Genomic DNA, 17243 nt, shown 5'->3' with positions numbered 1-17243 from the left:
CAATCACAAGGGGGATATTGTGCCCGACTATGCGCATGCCGCTACACCCATTCCCGCTGAATATACGCCTGAAAACATTCGTGATACGACGGTATCCCCATGGAGGCTGGATGAAGATGATGTTGATTATGTGAAGCCGGAAACGGGCGGCGCATTTCGGGGAATGTTGTGGCGGATGACGGCAAACATTGCCAGTCATACGTTCAGCGATCTGCTGGACGGTTATGCGGATGCTGCCGAAGTCTGGCAGCAGCTGATTCGCACCGATGCTCATGCGCTCTCCTGGGACGCATTACTACGGCTGACGGCGGAAGGGGTGCTGCGTCACGGTACGTTATTGCCTGTGGGTATTCGTGAGCCAGCGCGTGAGAGTGCCCAGTTTACGCTGCGTTTTGCCGATTTTTATCAGAATGCTGTCGATCTCTCCGATAGCCATGAACTGGCGGTGGTGATGGCGCGTTATGCGGATATTCTTCCCGACGCGGGAGTGAAAGCCGCACAAGATCTGCTGTTTGTTTTGCATCACGCGGACCTGTTGCGCCAGGGAACCTTACCGCAGCGGTTACGCAGGCTAAATGAGATTCTCGGCGCGGAACTGTTGCAGTCGCTGCCGCTGGTGGCGCAGCTTCGTGAGTATGTTGCGGCAATGATAACGGCATCCGGCTATTGGCAAATGGCGGAAACTATCTGGGAAGCCACGCAACAGATTAACGCCAGCGACACGCCTATCTCCGGGAAATTCACGCAGATTGCCACATTGCTGCAGGACCAACGGTCGTTATTATCGCCGGAGTGGCAGGCCGCCGTTGACGTTATCAGCCAGGTGCAGATCCGTGTGGCCGCCTTGCTGGCGCAACCTGAAGACAGCGATGCCTCCATGTTAATGCGTGCGCAACAGGTCATGCAGGCATTAAACGAACTGGTAAACACACCTGTGGTACTTGTGCTATTGCCAGAGGATATACGCGGGAAGCTGGACAGTTTGCTGAATCAGGGACGCATGATCGTCGGGGCGTTAAACGGGCTGCTCGCCGGAGCGCGCACGCGTCGGTTTGAGGAGTATCTGGCGCAAATTCTGGTCATTAGCGATGCCATCGCCCCGGAACTGCTGGCACCTCTGCGTGCGCTGGCAACACACATACGGGAGAGTATTGCTCCATTACAGGACAGTCCGTTTCCTGCATGGCCGGAACCCGCCACACCGGCTGCAGTGCTGAGCTGGTTGCAGCAGATGTTGATGCACCCGCTGTTTCATCACGTGGTGTTACCCCGCCTGTCTGGGGGATACCAGCAGGCACTGACCAGCGCACTGCGCCTGAGCCAACAGGCCGGGACTTTCCCCGTACAGGGCGCAACGAGCGAGCAATTACAGTGGCTGCTTATGCAGATCCATAATCCGGATTTGCGACAACTGATGGCGCAAGCAGGACTGGATCCGTATCTCACATCACTGACATCGCAACTTAGCGGTGAGATCTCCGCCGACCTGTTCGCACTGTTCCTGCAAATTATCAAACCTGGCCAGTCCCTGACTCAGCGACTGGGTAATTTGGTGGGCGGGATATTTCACCGCAGTGCGCTGTCGACAGCGGTTAGCCAGGCGGTAGGCGCAGGATTGCGCTGGTTGCCTGGCGGTCAGATGCTGGAACCGCTGTGGCGACTGGGTGTTAACTGGTATCAACGCACCATGCTTGCGCCAACATGGGCCGCGACGCTCGGTAATTTTTTACGGGTTGTGCAGGAAGACCTCTCCGGCAACGTGCTGGTGATGGACCTGGTCGCCCGTCTGACCGGCGTCATGCCGCCGTCGGCGGCGGAGGCCATGCGCACACTGCAGACCATTCACGCGTTCCAGCTACAACGCGATCTCACCACGCCGGATGATACGCTGCGCTGGGTACTGGCTGGTGCGGTGCACTATCCCGAACTGAAACCCTGGTACCAGAACTACCTTAACCTGATGCTTGCCTGGTCGGTGAAAAATATCCTCGAAAGCAGAGATGTGCGCACGCAACAACAAGAGGTGGCGCATCTGCAGGCGCGGTTATCGGAGCCGGAATGGCAGCTCTGGCCTGGCGTGGCGCAGCTTTCCGCTTTGCTGCCGTTACTGCCACTGCTGCCGGCGATCCGCGAAGAGCTGGGCGAACGGACCTTGCCCACGGGGAACTCGTGGCTGGAATGGAGCGCCGCGGTTGCCGATATCCTTGCTGCCAGCGAGCACCCGGCACTCCAGCAGGTACGCCGGCAACTGGAGCAGAACATTGAGGCATGGATAAGCGATACCCTGCTGCAGGGAATGACCGGCGACGCCAGGAGAAGGCTGCTCACCTCACGGCGGCTGCCGGAGCGCTGGAGCATGGCGGGTATCTCGCCTGAAGGCATGCGGGAAGAGGGGGATATCTGGCTCAGCGGCGGCGAGATGTTTATTCGCGAGCAGGGACGCATGTATCGCGTGGAGCCGGATGCGGAACACGGCGTGCTGCGACTGATAAAACCCGGAGAGACACACGCCAGTGGGGCATCGCCGCGCGTGCTGCGTGAAGACGGACGCTGGCGGCTTGACCTCCGTCCAGCCGCTGGTCTGCCAGGCGGCAGCCCGGTAGCCGGTATGGACATGAGCGGAGGTATTATCCGCCTGGGCCAGGATGACATGGACTGGCTGGCTTCAGAAGAGACACAGCGGGTGGCAAAAGTCGCGACAGGCGTGGGGCTGGGGATCTGGTGGCTGGGCACATTGTATGCGTTCTGGTGCAGCTACCATCAGTCGGCACCAGCCTCTTACCGCGCAGCGCCACAGGAAGCTGCGCCAGCGCAACCTCCGTCGCATGAGGCCGCTGCACGTCTGCTGAACCCGCCGGTAACAGAGACCGTGGTGGAGATGGGCGAGCCCCAAAACACCGATACAACGCCGGGCCGCTGGCAGCGTGCTGCCGCACTGGGCAGGCGCTATCGCGTACCGCTGGGGATGACCGCGCTGGGGGCTATCTCCAGTGCGGCGTATTTACAGTGGCTGTTGCGAAACCCGGAGCAGGACGTTCTGAGCGAAGAGGATTTGACGGCGTTGCAGGCCGTGCTGGCGCAGAGGGATTACCAGATAGTCATTGACCTTCCGCAGCCGGAAAGACATGACCGGGTCCGCCGGGCCGGGGGGCGAAGACTGTTGGCGGAAGAGAGTACGACACCCGCGCCGGAAGCGGAGGAAAAAATATGGCCGCCGTTACCACGTAGCACACGTGTTGATGCTGCGCTGGATAAAGCCGTACGCGAAAGATTCCCACCGGCAAGCAGAGTTAATGCTTCCGTCGCGGCTATCGGTCTGGACATGAGCGATGAGCAAATCTATACGTCAGGCAACTATAACTACCTGTTTGTCGCCGGTAACTACCGTTATATTGATGTCTATGCGCATTCACTGGAGGGTGTCAGTGCATGGCTTTATGCCACAACATCACTGATCGTTGAAAATAATCCTTCCCTGCCCATTTTTTTTAAATATGACTCTCATAAATGGTTCCTTGATCTCCCACCGGAGGAGTCCCTGCCAGCGGCGGTGACAACGTTGCCCGAAGTGAAGGGTAAACCCGAGGTGACCTCAGCGTCGCCATCGCTGGTTCAGCTTGCGCAAAGCTGGGGGGCAGGTAACACCTTTCAATACAACCAGATGGCGGTGGGCCATGAGGGTGCGATTTATCAGGATGATAAATTCTATATCTGTCTGCAAGGGAAATACTGGCCGTTTATCTTTGTCAGCGACAGCGTAGGGGTGATTATCACAGGTGCGAAATGCGTGTATGTCCTGCGCAAAGAAAATACATGGGATACGGCAACCACGATCAGACCGATGGTTATGCCCGGCGTGTCTGTTGTCTCGCGGGATATCGATGAGAGGATTGAAAAAGAGTTTGACCCACGTAATGCCATGCAACCCTCACCAGGCGATTTTAAGACCCAGAAAGAACGGGGAATTTACGAGTCGGCATCCGGTGAAACGTTTATTTACGCGGCCACTAATTTCTGGCCAGTTACACTCACCAAAACAACCGCTTCGTCTACGGTATATGACAACGCAACGATTTATGAAAAACGTAATGACAGTACGGCAAAAACCGTCAATATCTTTAAAGACCGTCAGAGCCAACAGTGGGGAGATAAGGATCAAACGCCGACCACCGGAACCGGGAAACGACCTGAAAATACCACCGCGTCGGCGTGGTTAACAGAAGAGGCCAGGCTCTGGAGTTATGATACCCGCACGGCGGGTTTCCCGGCATCTTTGGAGGGCGATGGGGGTATTTACCGTCAGCCTAATGGCGATCTCTATATTTTTCTGAATAAAGCCTGGTGGCCGTTTGTTTTCCTTGGCGGCAATGTGGGTGTTATTTCTGTTAAGAAAAAAGACGAAACGGTTAATGTGATTGTTCATAATTACAAAGGCATGTGGGAATACGCCGGGGAAACTGCAGTGGAAGCACCACAGGTTATTAGTGATGCGATTAGCAGTTTATTGATTAATACTGACCTTGCCAGAGAAATACGTCATGCTCTGTTTCATGCCTTATCAGGACATGATTATGTTAGCTGGAATACACTTTTGCAATTACTGTTACAGATTATTGACCAGGAGTTCTATCGTCTTTATACAGAACCAGATAATGAAAAGCTGCGTAAGCTTTTAATATTGAAAAATAAACTGGTACGCAGGCAACAACAAATGCATTATACAGAACAGTTGCTTCCTGCTGCGAAAAAAAATGAATGGAATGAGCCGTTACTGAATACCTACTATCATGCTTTCTCGACCGGACTTGTCGATACGACAGAAATCTATGCTGCCTGGCATTCTCGCCTGGTCGTACAGGATATTAAAAAAAAGAAAAATTTGTTGGAGAGCTATAATGTTGATCTTAAGATTGCAGAGGTAAGCAGAAAAATAGCCGAAGCGGATAATCGAAGACAGATTCATATGCGCAACATTAAGGAACAGTTTAATGCACCGGACGGTAATAAGGAAATCACTCGCGCCAAGGAAGAACAAGAAAAAATAAAAATATTAGAATCTGAAAAAAAACAATTCCAGAAAATCGCTGATAACATTCGGGAGAAAACCACTCAATATGATAAGCAGATACAATTGCATAGTGAAAAATATTCGGGTTATGATCAGGGTGTTATCCTGGCAAAAAATACACTCGGTACCAATCTGAGACACTCCACAGATCAAAACAGCACGTCGCTGGCTACAGAAGAAGCAATTATTACGCTTGCCCTCCAGGAAGTCAAAATGTTGGTAAAAGAGAGAGAAGCATACAGCGAGAAAGAACTTCATGAGTTGAAAACGATACGGATTGCCAGAGATTTAGTGATCAGAATGTCAGAACAACAAAGCATTTTCAATTCCCTGGTGAACCGCTTAACTGCCATTGGTATTGAAAAACATTCTCTGGCAAATGATTATACAGATATCGTTTGGGTCAATGAGCAAGCAGAAAAAATAAATAAAAATAACTTTCAGTTTAATGAAAATACAGAGGACTCCTTTTTTCTTGCGCCAATTCTTTATTGGCTCTTAAAAAATAACAAAAAAATCAGTAAGCTACAAGGTCAGGATATTACCCAAATAGTCGATGATTACTATACTGATGTTTATCATCTTAATCCTTTAACCGAGATTACTAAAATACCGGAAGGTTATACTTCACTTTCAGGTGTACTCAGTAGTGAGTATTTTGAAAATCAATCAGATTATAATGAACAATTCAGGGTTTATAAAGAAAAATACAGCACTTACGATGCCAGTGAGCTGGCTAAAACTCTTTTGTTATTTTCTGGGGTATCGTTAGCCGATCTTCTCAAAAAAACCAAAAAAAGATTACGTTTTGAAGTGAAGGTTACCGATACAGATGCTAACCGCATGCCCGGTGAAATGCTTTTTATCCAGTTGCATGACAATCGCTGGATCTTCTTTTCGCTATTTCCTGGTGCCATGTTTAGCCGGGTTTTTAGCGCTAATCAGATGAATGCTAATGTTTTTTTGAATGAAATAACAAAAATAAACCCTGACGCAAAATTTAGCTTTGATGAATATCTTGAGCTGTACTCTAATACTTTTCTTAAACAATATAGCGGAATGGGAATAGGTCTTTTCAGAGAGCGCTGGGAGATCACTAAGAAAAATTTGATAAAAGCGGTTCTGTACAATTCTGATAGCGGCATAGAGTATCCTTCACCGTTTTCAGAAAATAGTGACTATGGCATTATTTATCATCGAAATATTAATGCCACACAGCCTGGTAATAATGTCATTTCTTTGCTAAATACCAGTATTCGTGCGGTGTTGAATAATTCTGCTGAGGTTAAAAGAAGAGAGCTATATACACCATCCATATTGCAAAAAATCGCTTTTGTTATGATTCCTTTTTATCGTGAGATTTACCACTACGCGACAAATGAAGAATACGAAGTTGATATGGAATCCGTACTGCTTGATACCATCGGCGTAGTATTTATTGCCGTCAGTGCAGGTGTACAGATAGCATCTGTCATTAGCCGGATGAAAGGGATTTCCACTTTTTTGCAGCAGGGATTAAAAAACGGTCTTGCTGGTAAATCACTGCAACTATATGTTCTTAAGGAAATGGCGAAGGACGCTGCATTTAGTGCCTTAAAAATAACAAAAATTAGCATGATGGCATTGATTGATATGATTGATCCATTAGCAATTAAAGAGATCACCCGCTTCACCATCCATCGTATCAGTAAAACAAAAAATCTTCGTGTCCTGGTGCCCGAGGACGTTCCGATTGCCCAGACTCGTGGGATTAATAAAAAATACGCACGCACGGATGTGGATATATGGAAAATGTATAAAAGTAAAGTAAAAGATGCTGAGGTTTATGTTCCTTCCACTATCAATAATCAGAATAAAGAGTATTACATTAGTGTAGACGACAACACCTACCAGATACGCTGGGATGATGCATCCTATACATGGCGCACAGTCGACCCGAAAAATCCGGGGCGTTTCGCCTACGGTGAACCTATTGTTTTTGAAAATGGAAAATGGAAAATAAACATTGCGTACGGAGGCTTGCGTGGTGGAGGAAAACGAGCATCAAGCCGTGATGACGTGGTGATGGGAATCCAACAGATGCGCGAAGATTTAAAAAAAGAAAAGGTTCTGGAAAATTTGAATGGTGGGAATGAATTTGATGCGCAAGAATATCTGACAAAAATGAGAGGGGTTGGTGAAATATCACAGTCGATCAATTACCCAAAAGAGAAATGTGAATATGTCTCTTCTTATGTCGCCGCTTATCTCGCCAGGAATGGTTTTGAAGAAATTCGTTACCGCGCCATGGCATTTTTCATTCATGGAACCGATAGAAAGCCGGTAAATCATTACGTTATTGTTGCGCGTAGAGGTGAAAAGGGCGGTGACTATGTTTTCGACCTTACTGCCGCTCAATTTGGTGGCATATATGCTGAATTAAATGGACCGATCATTTTACCAGAAGCATTATGGGCGCAAAAATATGCCAATCTCACCAGCCGGAGTCTGATCAAATACGGCGACTACCCGACCCGTGCGGCGGCAACTACCGATTTCGGGCCGTTCAGCAAGTATTTTTTCTATGGCCCGAATTCGCTTATTCCGAATGCCAAAGTACTGTTGCGGCCGAGCTGGTATTACCCTGCTACCCAGGTTGCCGACACAGTCGCGGGTACACAAAAAAAAATGCCGGTGATAGGGCTCGGTTTTTCCAATCCGGTACGAGAAGCCGCGAGGCGCAGCAGGCTGACAGACGTTGTCTCTGATGTTAGTTTGGACTATGCCGTTGATTTACTGGAAAATGCAGAACTTCTTAGTCGCGGACCCGGGGATGCTTTACGTAAAGGGCTGAAACAGGCGACAGGTGAACCGGAGTTTGTGAATGTGAAATCACTGTTTGCGCGTACGCAGACTGTTGACAGTATGGAAAGCCTGTTGCGGGTGCGGCAGGGTGATGTGCTGCTCTTTACGGCGACCGATCCTGCTTTATCGGCTATGGAGGCCAGGCCAGTCCATATAATGGTCAGTCTGGGTAATGGCCGGTTTGCCGGGGTGAAGAATAATGTGCTTGATCCTGCGTTAGGAGAGGGTAAGCAGATCATCACCGCCGAACAGTTGGGTGAATTTACTGGAACCACCTTTCGACGCCGGGGCGGTGACACTCGTGATATACACCTTATTGCGGCGGAACCGAAAGAGATTATTAGAGAAGAAAGCCTAACGCTGAAAACGCTGGCAGAGCAGGCAACAGAGACGGTTGCTGATGCCCAGGTGGTGCTCACCAAATCTACTGACCTTTTACGACAGTCAGGTGAACTGGCACCAGAGCAGGCGCTGGCGTTGCAAGCCATATTAACGCCTCTGTTTAAGTCCGGGACTCAGCAGGCGGGTACTGAGATCAACCGTTCGGTAAAACAATTTTTCGTTACGCCTCAAAAGGTGCCCAACAGTACGGCACTGGGGGCCCTGCCAAAAGGTAAGCTGGTGATATTCGGTGATTCTGGCGCTGACTCTTTCTCCGCACATCACCTGATGTACAGCCTGGGAGAGGAGGAGTTCATGATGGTGAATCCCGCCCGTTTGGATCCGCGGCTGACCAGTAACAATGCGGTGGTGAAAGCGAGTCAGTTTCCGGAAGAGCTTTTCAGCAAATATGGCGTGCAGGCGGGCGACATCTCATTAACTAACCTGCGCCTGACATCATTGCTGGGGCGGGATGCCCGCTTCTTTGCTGACGGTCCGATATTAACGGTGAGGCTTCATGGCGCAGCGTCTAACGTTAACTATATGGATGCGTACGAACTGTCGGAGGTGATCAAAGGATTGGCGCTGCGGGAAACCCCGCCGCTGAATCTGGGCAGCATACGAGAAATTAAGCTGGAATCCTGCTATGGCGCATTTGGTCTTGTCCCCACAGGCAAAGCACTGGCCTATTTGTTGGATAAAAAAGTGGTGGCATATCCGCTTCGTTTCAGTGCCAGAATACACAATAACCCGTCTGTTTTTAACCGCTTCAGAACATATGTTCCTGCCGATTTATCCCCTGCGGAACGGACCAAAATCATCAACCAGAGCAGTCGCAACCATGATTTCTGGAATCGATTATTGGGGCTGTACAAAAGTGTGAAAACGAAGAGAACCCGGCGCGAAGCCGATCTGTTTACGGATCTGATTAACAACGTCGCGGATTTCGTTAATGGCGTTTTCGATGAGCGGGTACTTCTGGATGAATATCCTGAGTATCAGAGCGGACTCTATGTCACCCTGGAACAGTTCAGAGCGTTATGTAGTGATGAGATCAACAGTGCGGAAGCGTTTGCCGAACGCTGCATGGATATCCTCACCCTGAGCGCTTTTTCCGCAGACCTGTTGGATAAATATTTGGGAGGGACGGGAAGCGTTTCATGAATGTTTTTTATTTTTTTCGGCAATATTTCCGTCTCTGATTCGTCTACTTCATCACAGGTCATTTTTCGCTACTGTTATGAGGTAAACATAGAATGAGAGAGTTTGATATGCGTGGGCATCATTGCGGCCATCGGTTTGGTGGTCACCGATTTGCTAAACCGCTGGTGATTGGCGTTGTGTTACTGGTTGTTCTCGGCCTGGTGGTGATGTCGCTATGGAATGCTGTTCTGCCAGCGATTGTCGGGGTGAAAACGATAGGCTTCTGGCAGGCGCTCGGGTTGCTGGTGTTGTGCCGCGTTCTGTTTGGTGGGCTGGGTTTCCGACCGGGGATGTTTGGTCGACACCGCCGGATGCATGAACGCTGGATGCAAATGACGCCGGAACAACGTGAAGAATTTATTCGTACCCGTCGTGAAGGATTTGGTCATCACGGCCACCGTGGTCACTGCGGCTGGCGCGGACGTGAACAGGAGGCCGAAAAACCACAAGCTCCCAACCCCAACACGCCGGATGCCGAGTGAATGTGATGAAAAGCGGCATTGCGAGGGAGTCGTTGCTGATGTCGGCGCTCAGCGCCTGCCGAGCGCGGCTGAACGCGTTCATCCGCGGGCGCACCGCCGGGCGCGATGAAGCCGACGATATTTTGCAGGAAATTACCCTGCAATTAATCAACGTTGAACAACCGGTGGAGAACGTTGCCGCCTGGTTGTTTCGTGCGGCGCGCAACGAGATGACCGATCGTGCGCGCAAAAAACGGGAGCTTCCGCTATCTGGCTTTTTTACTGACGATGAGGATAACGATTTTCCGGAGGATGAAATTGCGGAAACCCTGTTCGGCGTGGCGCAAACACCGGAAGAGGAGTATCTCAAAACCGTGTTATGGGCAGAACTGAACACGGCGTTGAGTGAGTTGACACCGGAACAGCGGGACGTCTTTGAGCAAACGGAATTGCAGGGCTACAGCTATAAAGCGTTGGCGGAGGAAACCGGCGTCAGCGTCCAGACGTTGTTATCCCGCAAGCATAAAGCCGTGCTCTATCTGCGAACACGGCTACGTAATCTCTATGATGAACTGATGGAAAGTTAACGGAACAAATGCCTTAACCGCCCCAGCGGCTTTTGATGTAATTGACGGCTTGCTGGGTTTGCGGCTGGTTAAGAAAATCTTCCCGGAACAGGATCGTGCCGTTAATTTGCGGCACGGTTTCGTTCAAATCGAGCTGTTTTTTCAGCTCCGGAACGCCGCCTTGCACCGTCCAGTCCGGCTCTTTTGCCGACGGTTCGCCGACTTTATACAGCGCCACGCCAATATAAAGACGCGTGTTGGTCGGTTTCACCACATCCGCCCACCATTTTGCCAGCACGTCATAACGGGCGGCATCACGTGAGAACGGCCAGTACAGCTGTGGAGCAATATAATCCAGTAAACCCAGTTGCACCCAGCGGCGCGTGTCGGCAAACGATTCATCGTATGCGGCGGCGCCTCGCGTGTCGGAACCGGCCGGGTCGAACGAGCGGTTGCGCCAAACGCCCGCAGGGCTGACACCAAACTCGACATTGGGGTTCAGTTGTTTGATGGTGCGCGAGACCTGCTCAATTAACTGTTGCGTATTATTCCGTCGCCAGTCCGCTTTGGACGCAAAACCCTGACCGTATCTCCTGAAGGTGTCATTGTCATTCAGCGTTGAACCCGGGGTTTCTGTATAGAAATAGTCATCGAACTGCACGCCATCCACCGGATAATGCGACACCACTTCGGCAACGATACTGGTGATCCAGTCCCGCGCTTCCGGAATGCCAGGATCGAGAACGAAGCGATCGCCCGCCGTGCGGATCCAGTCGCGGTGCAGAACAAAAACGCTGGCGGGGTGCAGTGGCAATGTGCGGTTGAGTTCGGCAATGGTGCCCGGTTTGGTGTTCACCGAAACGCGATAAGGGTTAAACCATGCATGCACTTTCATGCCGCGTTTGTGGGCTTCATCCAGCATAAATTGCAGCGGATCGTAACCGGGATCCGCGCCAATGCTGCCGGTCAGCATATCTGACCAGGGCAAAATTTTTGAAGGCCACAAGGCGGTGCCATCCGGTTTGACCTGGAAGAACACCGTGTTAATGCCAAGCTCTTTCAGTTTGTCCAGCTTCTGTTTCAGGGCGTCCTGTTGCTGGCGGATGCGAACGGCGGCAGCGCTGCCATTGACCGAGGTTAACGGCGGCCAGTCGAGACGGGAAACGGTTGTCAGCCAGACACCGCGCACCGTTTCGTGGCTTTTTTTCGTTTGGGTCGGTAGCGGTTGTTTTGCCACCGGAGGAAGCGGGGTAATGAGCGACTTGGGAGGACGGGAAGCGCAACTGGCCAGTAACAGCGCGGTGGCAATCAGTACGCCTGATTTTTGTAGCAACATCTGAGTATTAACTCTTCTTTATGCGACTGTTGGCCCACGGGTTAAAGGTGGGCTCATCCGCTTTTTCAGGGACGATATCTTCCAGGGATTCAAGATACAGCGCTTCAACTTCGGCGCGTGCCCAGGGAGTCCGACGCAAAAACTTCAAACTGGATTTAACGCTGGGTTCGTTCTTAAAGCAATTGATATTGATCCGTTTACTCAAGGCGAGCCAGCCGAAACGGGCCACCAGCGCATTGACTTGCATTTCAAGCGTAACGCCATGCAAAGGATCTTTTGAAGCGTGAGCTGCCATGTGGAGTCCGGTCATGTCAGAGTGTGATAACAGGCTTGTCGCCGGAAGGTTACAAGAAAGCAGAATGCCCGGCAACGGGCGGTTAATCAACCCGCCCGTTGCCGGGGGTGTTATTCAAACAGACTGCGGTGCAGCGTCTTTATTGCGCTGTCTGCGGCGTCTGCCGGAAGCAGGAAACAGAGATTGTGACTGGACGCGCCATGACAAATCATCCGCACCGGGTGGTGTTCCATGCCGGCGAAGACCGGCTGGCAGATCCCTGCGGTGTGTGAGAGCGTATTACCAATCAGGGTGACTAACGCCAGCTCGGCTTCTACATCAACACGACAATGTGATGAGAGTTCAGTCAGTAACGAGGTGGTAAGCGTGTCTGCTTCGCCGGACGTGGCGCCGGTTGAGTTCAGGATCAGTGCGATACTCGTTTCGGACGTGGTCACTAAATCCATCGCCACATGATGGCGCGATAAAATCGCAAACATGTCGGCCAAAAAAGCGTGGGCGGGTTGTGCATTCACGCTGTGTAATTTCAACAGCGTTTGCTTGCGACGAACGGCAAGAGCGCGATAACGCGGTGGATTCTCGGCGTTGCAGCAGACACGGGTTCCGCCCGCAGACGGATCTTTGCTGGAGCCGACAAACACCGGGATGTTTTTACGCATTGCCGGCAGTAAAGTTGCCGGGTGCAGAACTTTGGCGCCAAATGTCGCCATTTCGCTGGCTTCGGAAAATGAGATTTCATCGATACGCTGCGCCTGAGGGACAATCCTCGGGTCGGTGGTATAGATCCCCGCAACGTCGGTCCAGATATCCACACGGTCAGCCTGCAAGGCTTCGCCAAGTAACGACGCAGTGTAATCGCTGCCGCCGCGGCCCAGGGTGGTCGTATGTCCGGCGGCATCACTGCCAATAAACCCCTGGGTGATAATTAATGCCTGCTCAATACGCGGGCGCAATTGCTTCTCTGCCAGTTCCGCGGTAGCGCTAATCACCGGTTCAGCGCAGCCGAAATGATCGTTGGTGCGGATGACTTTGCGCGCGTCGAACCACTCTGTTTCAACGCCGCGTTCACGCAGGACCTCAACAAACAGCAGGGAAGACATCAGCTCGCCATGGCTCACCAGCGCATCACTCAGTGCGGCGGACGGCGCGCTCGCGGCCGTTTCCGCAAGGCGGCTGATGTTCTCAAGCAGATGGTCGATTTCCTGACCGATAGCCTCAGGCTGTTTCAGGCGAGAAATAATGTTGTGCTGGATAGCGCGCAGGGTTTCGATTTTGTCCTGGCGGTCGCGGCTTTCGAGGCCTGCGGCAAGTTCGACTAACAGGTTGGTCACACCTGCAGAAGCAGACAACACAACCAGACGGACATGGTGATCGGCAAGAATAATGGCGGCACTACGGTTCATCGCGTCAAAGTCGGCTACGCTGGTGCCGCCAAATTTGGCAACGACGATGTGTGGATAAATGCGTGTCATAACAATCTCATATCAGGGCGCCATCAATTAATGGCATGAAAATTTTCATTTCGGCATAAGGGCAGTTGACTGTCTGGATGGAAAAACCCATTGATACAGCAACTTACGCCTTATGAAATGTCCGCCCGCGAACATTTCTGATTACAACCCAGGAGCCTGGCTCCTGTTGTCAATAACCTGTCTGGCCTGTGACAAGTTACCGGGATGATGCGTATGAGTGGCTTAACTTAAATTGTTTGTTTCCTTTTGTTTCACCGTGCGGGGAATTTACCGCGGGCATAGTAAGTGATTTAACTCGCTGAATCGATATTTTCCTTACGATTTGCCTGTAACCAATGAAAAAAAATATTTCAGGTAATCATGTTTGTTGTTATATGTTGATTTTAAAGAGAAATTTTGTGAAAGAATTTATAAAAATAAAATATTGAGTCCGTTGCTAAAACAACATATATTAGCCGCGCTTTTTGTAAGCCCCCTTTAAACCTTTTATTCAACCCGGTGTTAAAGATACTCCCGGTTGTAGGAGTGATATGATGACGGATAAAGTCCGTATTGATACTTTGAGTGCTAATTCATTACCGCAGAGCAATGAAACCTTTTTAGCAAGACAAGCTGAGTTTGAATCTAACGTCAGGAGCTATCCTCGCAAGCTGCCGTTGGCTATTGCCAAAGCGCAGGGCGTCTGGATCACCGATGTTGAGAATAAGCAGTATCTTGACTGCCTGGCGGGCGCAGGGACTCTGGCGCTTGGGCATAATCATCCTGAGGTGCTTCAAAGCATTCAAAGTGTCATTACCAGTGGCTTACCGTTACATACGCTCGATCTGACCACCCCGCTGAAAGATGAGTTCTCCTCTTATCTGCTGTCATTGTTGCCGGGTCAGGGCAAAGAGTACTGCCTGCAGTTTACCGGTCCGTCCGGTGCGGATGCTGTTGAAGCCGCGCTGAAGCTGGCGAAAAAAGTGACTGGCCGTTCTGGCGTGATCAGCTTCTCTGGTGGCTATCACGGTATGACGCACGGCGCGCTTTCCGTTACCGGCAACCTGTCGCCGAAAGAAGCGGTCAACGGCATGATGCCGGAAGTGCAGTTTATGCCTTATCCGCACCAGTACCGTTGCCCGCTGGGCATTGGCGGTGAAGCTGGCGTTAAAGCATTAACTTACTACTTCGAAAACCTGATTAACGACGTTGAAAGCGGCGTACGCAAACCGGCAGCGGTGATCCTCGAAGCGGTGCAGGGCGAGGGCGGTGTGAACCCGGCGCCGGCAGAGTGGCTGCAGCGTATCCGTAAGGTGACGCAAGAGCACGGCATTATGCTGATCATCGACGAAGTGCAGGCTGGTTTTGCCCGTACTGGTAAACTGTTTGCCTTCGAGCATGCCGGTATTGAGCCGGACATCATCGTGATGTCCAAAGCCGTTGGCGGCGGTTTACCGCTGGCCGTTCTGGGTATCAAAAAACAGTTCGATGCCTGGGCTCCGGGTCACCACACCGGTACTTTCCGTGGCAACCAACTGGCCATGGCCACCGGTCTGACCACGCTGAAGATCCTGAAAGAAGAGCGTATTGCCGATAAAGTTGCCGTTCAGGGCGAGTGGCTGAAAGGCAAACTGGCGGAACTGCAAAAACGTTTCCCGGTGATGGGCCACATCCGTGGTTTGGGCTTAATGATTGGTATTGAGATCGTTAAACCGAACGAAGCGAAGGATCAACTGGGTTGCTATCCGGCTGACGGCGAACTTTCCGCACTGCTGCAGAAAAAATGCTTTGAAGCGGGCCTGATTCTGGAACGCGGCGGCCGTAATGGTTGCGTGCTGCGTCTGCTGCCATCGCTGCTGATCACCAATGCAGAGCTGGAAGTGTTCCTCGATAAATTTGAAAGCGCACTGCTGGGCGCTGGCGTTAAGCCTGTTTAATCGGAGATGGCATGTCTGATTTAAATCCGATTCTGTCCGGTTCTGCGCAGAGTATTGCCGCCTATCAGGACGCCATTGAACAAAGCACCAAAGCGGTGGTTCAGTGGCTGCAACAACCTGAGATGTACCAGGGCAAAAGTGTTGAGCAGTTGCGTGAGCGCATCAATTTAGCGTTTACCGCTCAGGGCCTGGGCAACCAGGCCGCCATTGAGCGCGCTGTTGAGTATTTCCTCAAAGACAGCCTGTCTGTTCACCACCCGCAATGCGTGGCGCACCTGCATTGTCCGAGCCTGGTGATCAGCCAGGCGGCGGAAGTGTTGATCAACGCCACTAACCAGAGCATGGATTCGTGGGATCAAAGCCCGTCGGCTACGATCATTGAGATCAAGCTGATTGAGTGGCTGCGTGAGCAGGTCGGTTATCAGGCGGGCGATGCCGGGGTCTTCACCAGTGGTGGTACTCAGAGCAACCTGATGGGGCTGATGCTGGCGCGTGATGCGTTTTTTGCGCGTCAGGGCCACTCGGTTCAGCAGCATGGCCTGACCGGTAATCTCAGCAAAATCAAAGTACTGTGTTCTGAACATGCCCACTTCTCGGTGCAGAAGAACATGGCGCTGATGGGCCTGGGCTATCAGTCCGTTACGCTGGTGAAAACCGATGCTTTCTCGCGCATGGATGTTAACGATCTGGCGGCGAAGCTGGCGGAGGCGAAAGCCAACGGTGAGCAGGTGATGGCGATCGTTGCTACCGCCGGGACCACCGATGCAGGCGCGATCGATCCGTTAGCACAGATCGCTGCGCTGGCGGCCGAACAGCAGATCTGGATGCACGTTGATGCTGCATGGGGCGGGGCGTTACTGCTCTCTGAGAAGTATCGTCACTTCCTGAATGGTCTTGAGTTAGCGGATTCCGTCACCCTGGACTTTCATAAACAGTTCTTCCAGACCATCAGTTGTGGCGCATTCTTGCTGAAAGATGCCCGTCATTACCAACTGATGCGCTACCAGGCCGCGTACCTGAACTCTGACTTTGATGAAGAGCACGGCGTACCGAACCTGGTATCGAAGTCATTGCAAACGACGCGTCGTTTTGATGCCCTGAAATTGTGGATGGGTCTCGAAGCATTGGGTAAAAAGCAGTACGCCGAAATCATTGATAACGGTGTGACGCTGGCGCAGCAGGTTGCGCAGTTTGTGGCTGAACAGCCGCTGCTGGAACTGGTTATGCAGCCGCAACTGGCCAGCGTACTGTTCCGTTTCCGCCCGGAAAACCTGGATATTTCTGCCGTTGCGTTACTGAACCAGCGCATCGGCGATGCGCTGCTGGCGTCTGGCAGTGCGAACGTGGGTGTCACGGAAGCGGATGGCGTCACTTGCCTGAAACTGACGTTGCTGAACCCGACGGTTTGCCTGGAAGACGTGAAAGTTCTGCTGGCCAGTGTGACAGCGTGCGGGATGCAATTGCACGCCTGATCGCTCCAGTAAATGATAAAAGCCGACAACAGCGATGTTGTCGGCTTTTTTTATGCCATGTAGATGGGCTAAGGGCGTAAAAAGAGAGATTAGAGTTTACCCCCGCTTCAAAATATATCATGTAGTGAGAATTAGGTATTTTCATTATTTTCCTATGCCCGTGGATTCGTTGATATTTACAAAAAAGATCCTTAATGAAATTGAGATTTCTCAGGAGTCAGACTAATTT

General features: G+C 51.5%; 8 protein-coding genes. 5 read left to right on the top strand and 3 right to left on the bottom strand.

The annotated features are described in order from the left end of the window. The first annotated feature begins 19 nt into the window (after window positions 1-19). The 3 genes from N7922_RS12905 (at window position 20) to N7922_RS12895 (ending at window position 10544) form a co-directional block, all read left to right on the top strand. Window positions 20-9457, top strand: coding sequence for a hypothetical protein (locus tag N7922_RS12905; RefSeq protein ID WP_263096636.1), 9438 nt, complete (start codon window positions 20-22; stop codon window positions 9455-9457). A 92-nt stretch (window positions 9458-9549) separates the two neighbouring features. Further along, a complete protein-coding gene (locus N7922_RS12900; protein WP_263096635.1) occupies window positions 9550-9978 on the top strand; it encodes a hypothetical protein in 429 nt (142 codons plus the stop codon). Window positions 9979-9983: 5 nt separating this feature from the next. Further along, window positions 9984-10544 (top strand): RNA polymerase sigma factor, encoded by a 561-nt coding sequence (locus N7922_RS12895; RefSeq protein ID WP_263100901.1) that lies wholly within the window; start codon window positions 9984-9986, stop codon window positions 10542-10544. Between the two features lie 13 nt (window positions 10545-10557). Here the strand turns inward: N7922_RS12895 and N7922_RS12890 are convergent, their stop codons facing one another. The 3 genes from N7922_RS12890 to lysC form a co-directional block, all read right to left on the bottom strand. Continuing rightward, window positions 10558-11859 carry a glycoside hydrolase family 10 protein gene (locus N7922_RS12890; RefSeq protein ID WP_263096634.1) on the bottom strand — a complete coding sequence of 434 codons (1302 nt, stop codon included), beginning with the start codon at window positions 11857-11859 and terminating at the stop codon, window positions 10558-10560. A gap of 7 nt (window positions 11860-11866) precedes the next feature. Next, window positions 11867-12154, bottom strand: a complete 288-nt coding sequence (locus N7922_RS12885; RefSeq protein ID WP_061495766.1) for a VF530 family DNA-binding protein — start codon at window positions 12152-12154, stop codon at window positions 11867-11869. Window positions 12155-12264: 110 nt separating this feature from the next. Further along, complete coding sequence (gene lysC, locus N7922_RS12880) at window positions 12265-13626, bottom strand: lysine-sensitive aspartokinase 3 (RefSeq protein ID WP_263096633.1); 1362 nt, start codon at window positions 13624-13626, stop codon at window positions 12265-12267. A gap of 530 nt (window positions 13627-14156) precedes the next feature. Here lysC and N7922_RS12875 point away from each other — a divergent pair. Further along, the gene (locus N7922_RS12875; RefSeq protein ID WP_263096632.1) at window positions 14157-15542 is read left to right on the top strand and encodes a diaminobutyrate--2-oxoglutarate transaminase; all 1386 of its coding nucleotides are present in this window, start codon (window positions 14157-14159) and stop codon (window positions 15540-15542) included. Between the two features lie 11 nt (window positions 15543-15553). Next, window positions 15554-17014 carry a pyridoxal phosphate-dependent decarboxylase family protein gene (locus tag N7922_RS12870; protein ID WP_263096631.1) on the top strand — a complete coding sequence of 487 codons (1461 nt, stop codon included), beginning with the start codon at window positions 15554-15556 and terminating at the stop codon, window positions 17012-17014. The last annotated feature ends 229 nt before the right edge of the window (window positions 17015-17243 follow it).

It is taken from the genome of Kosakonia sp. ML.JS2a (assembly GCF_025642095.1).
Classification (GTDB): Bacteria; Pseudomonadota; Gammaproteobacteria; order Enterobacterales; family Enterobacteriaceae.
The sequence above is the reverse complement of the archived record's forward strand: the minus strand, read 5'-3'. Positions and strand labels throughout refer to the sequence as shown.

Bases quoted from the DNA above. Each gene is read 5' to 3' on its own strand.
- N7922_RS12870 (WP_263096631.1), top strand. From the start codon at position 15,554: ATGTCTGATTTAAATCCGATTCTGTCCGGTTCTGCGCAGAGTATTGCC.
- lysC (WP_263096633.1), bottom strand. From the start codon at position 13,626: ATGACACGCATTTATCCACACATCGTCGTTGCCAAATTTGGCGGCACC.
- N7922_RS12875 (WP_263096632.1), top strand. From the start codon at position 14,157: ATGATGACGGATAAAGTCCGTATTGATACTTTGAGTGCTAATTCATTA.
- N7922_RS12895 (WP_263100901.1), top strand. From the start codon at position 9,984: ATGAAAAGCGGCATTGCGAGGGAGTCGTTGCTGATGTCGGCGCTCAGC.
- N7922_RS12890 (WP_263096634.1), bottom strand. From the start codon at position 11,859: ATGTTGCTACAAAAATCAGGCGTACTGATTGCCACCGCGCTGTTACTG.
- N7922_RS12900 (WP_263096635.1), top strand. From the start codon at position 9,550: ATGAGAGAGTTTGATATGCGTGGGCATCATTGCGGCCATCGGTTTGGT.
- N7922_RS12885 (WP_061495766.1), bottom strand. From the start codon at position 12,154: ATGGCAGCTCACGCTTCAAAAGATCCTTTGCATGGCGTTACGCTTGAA.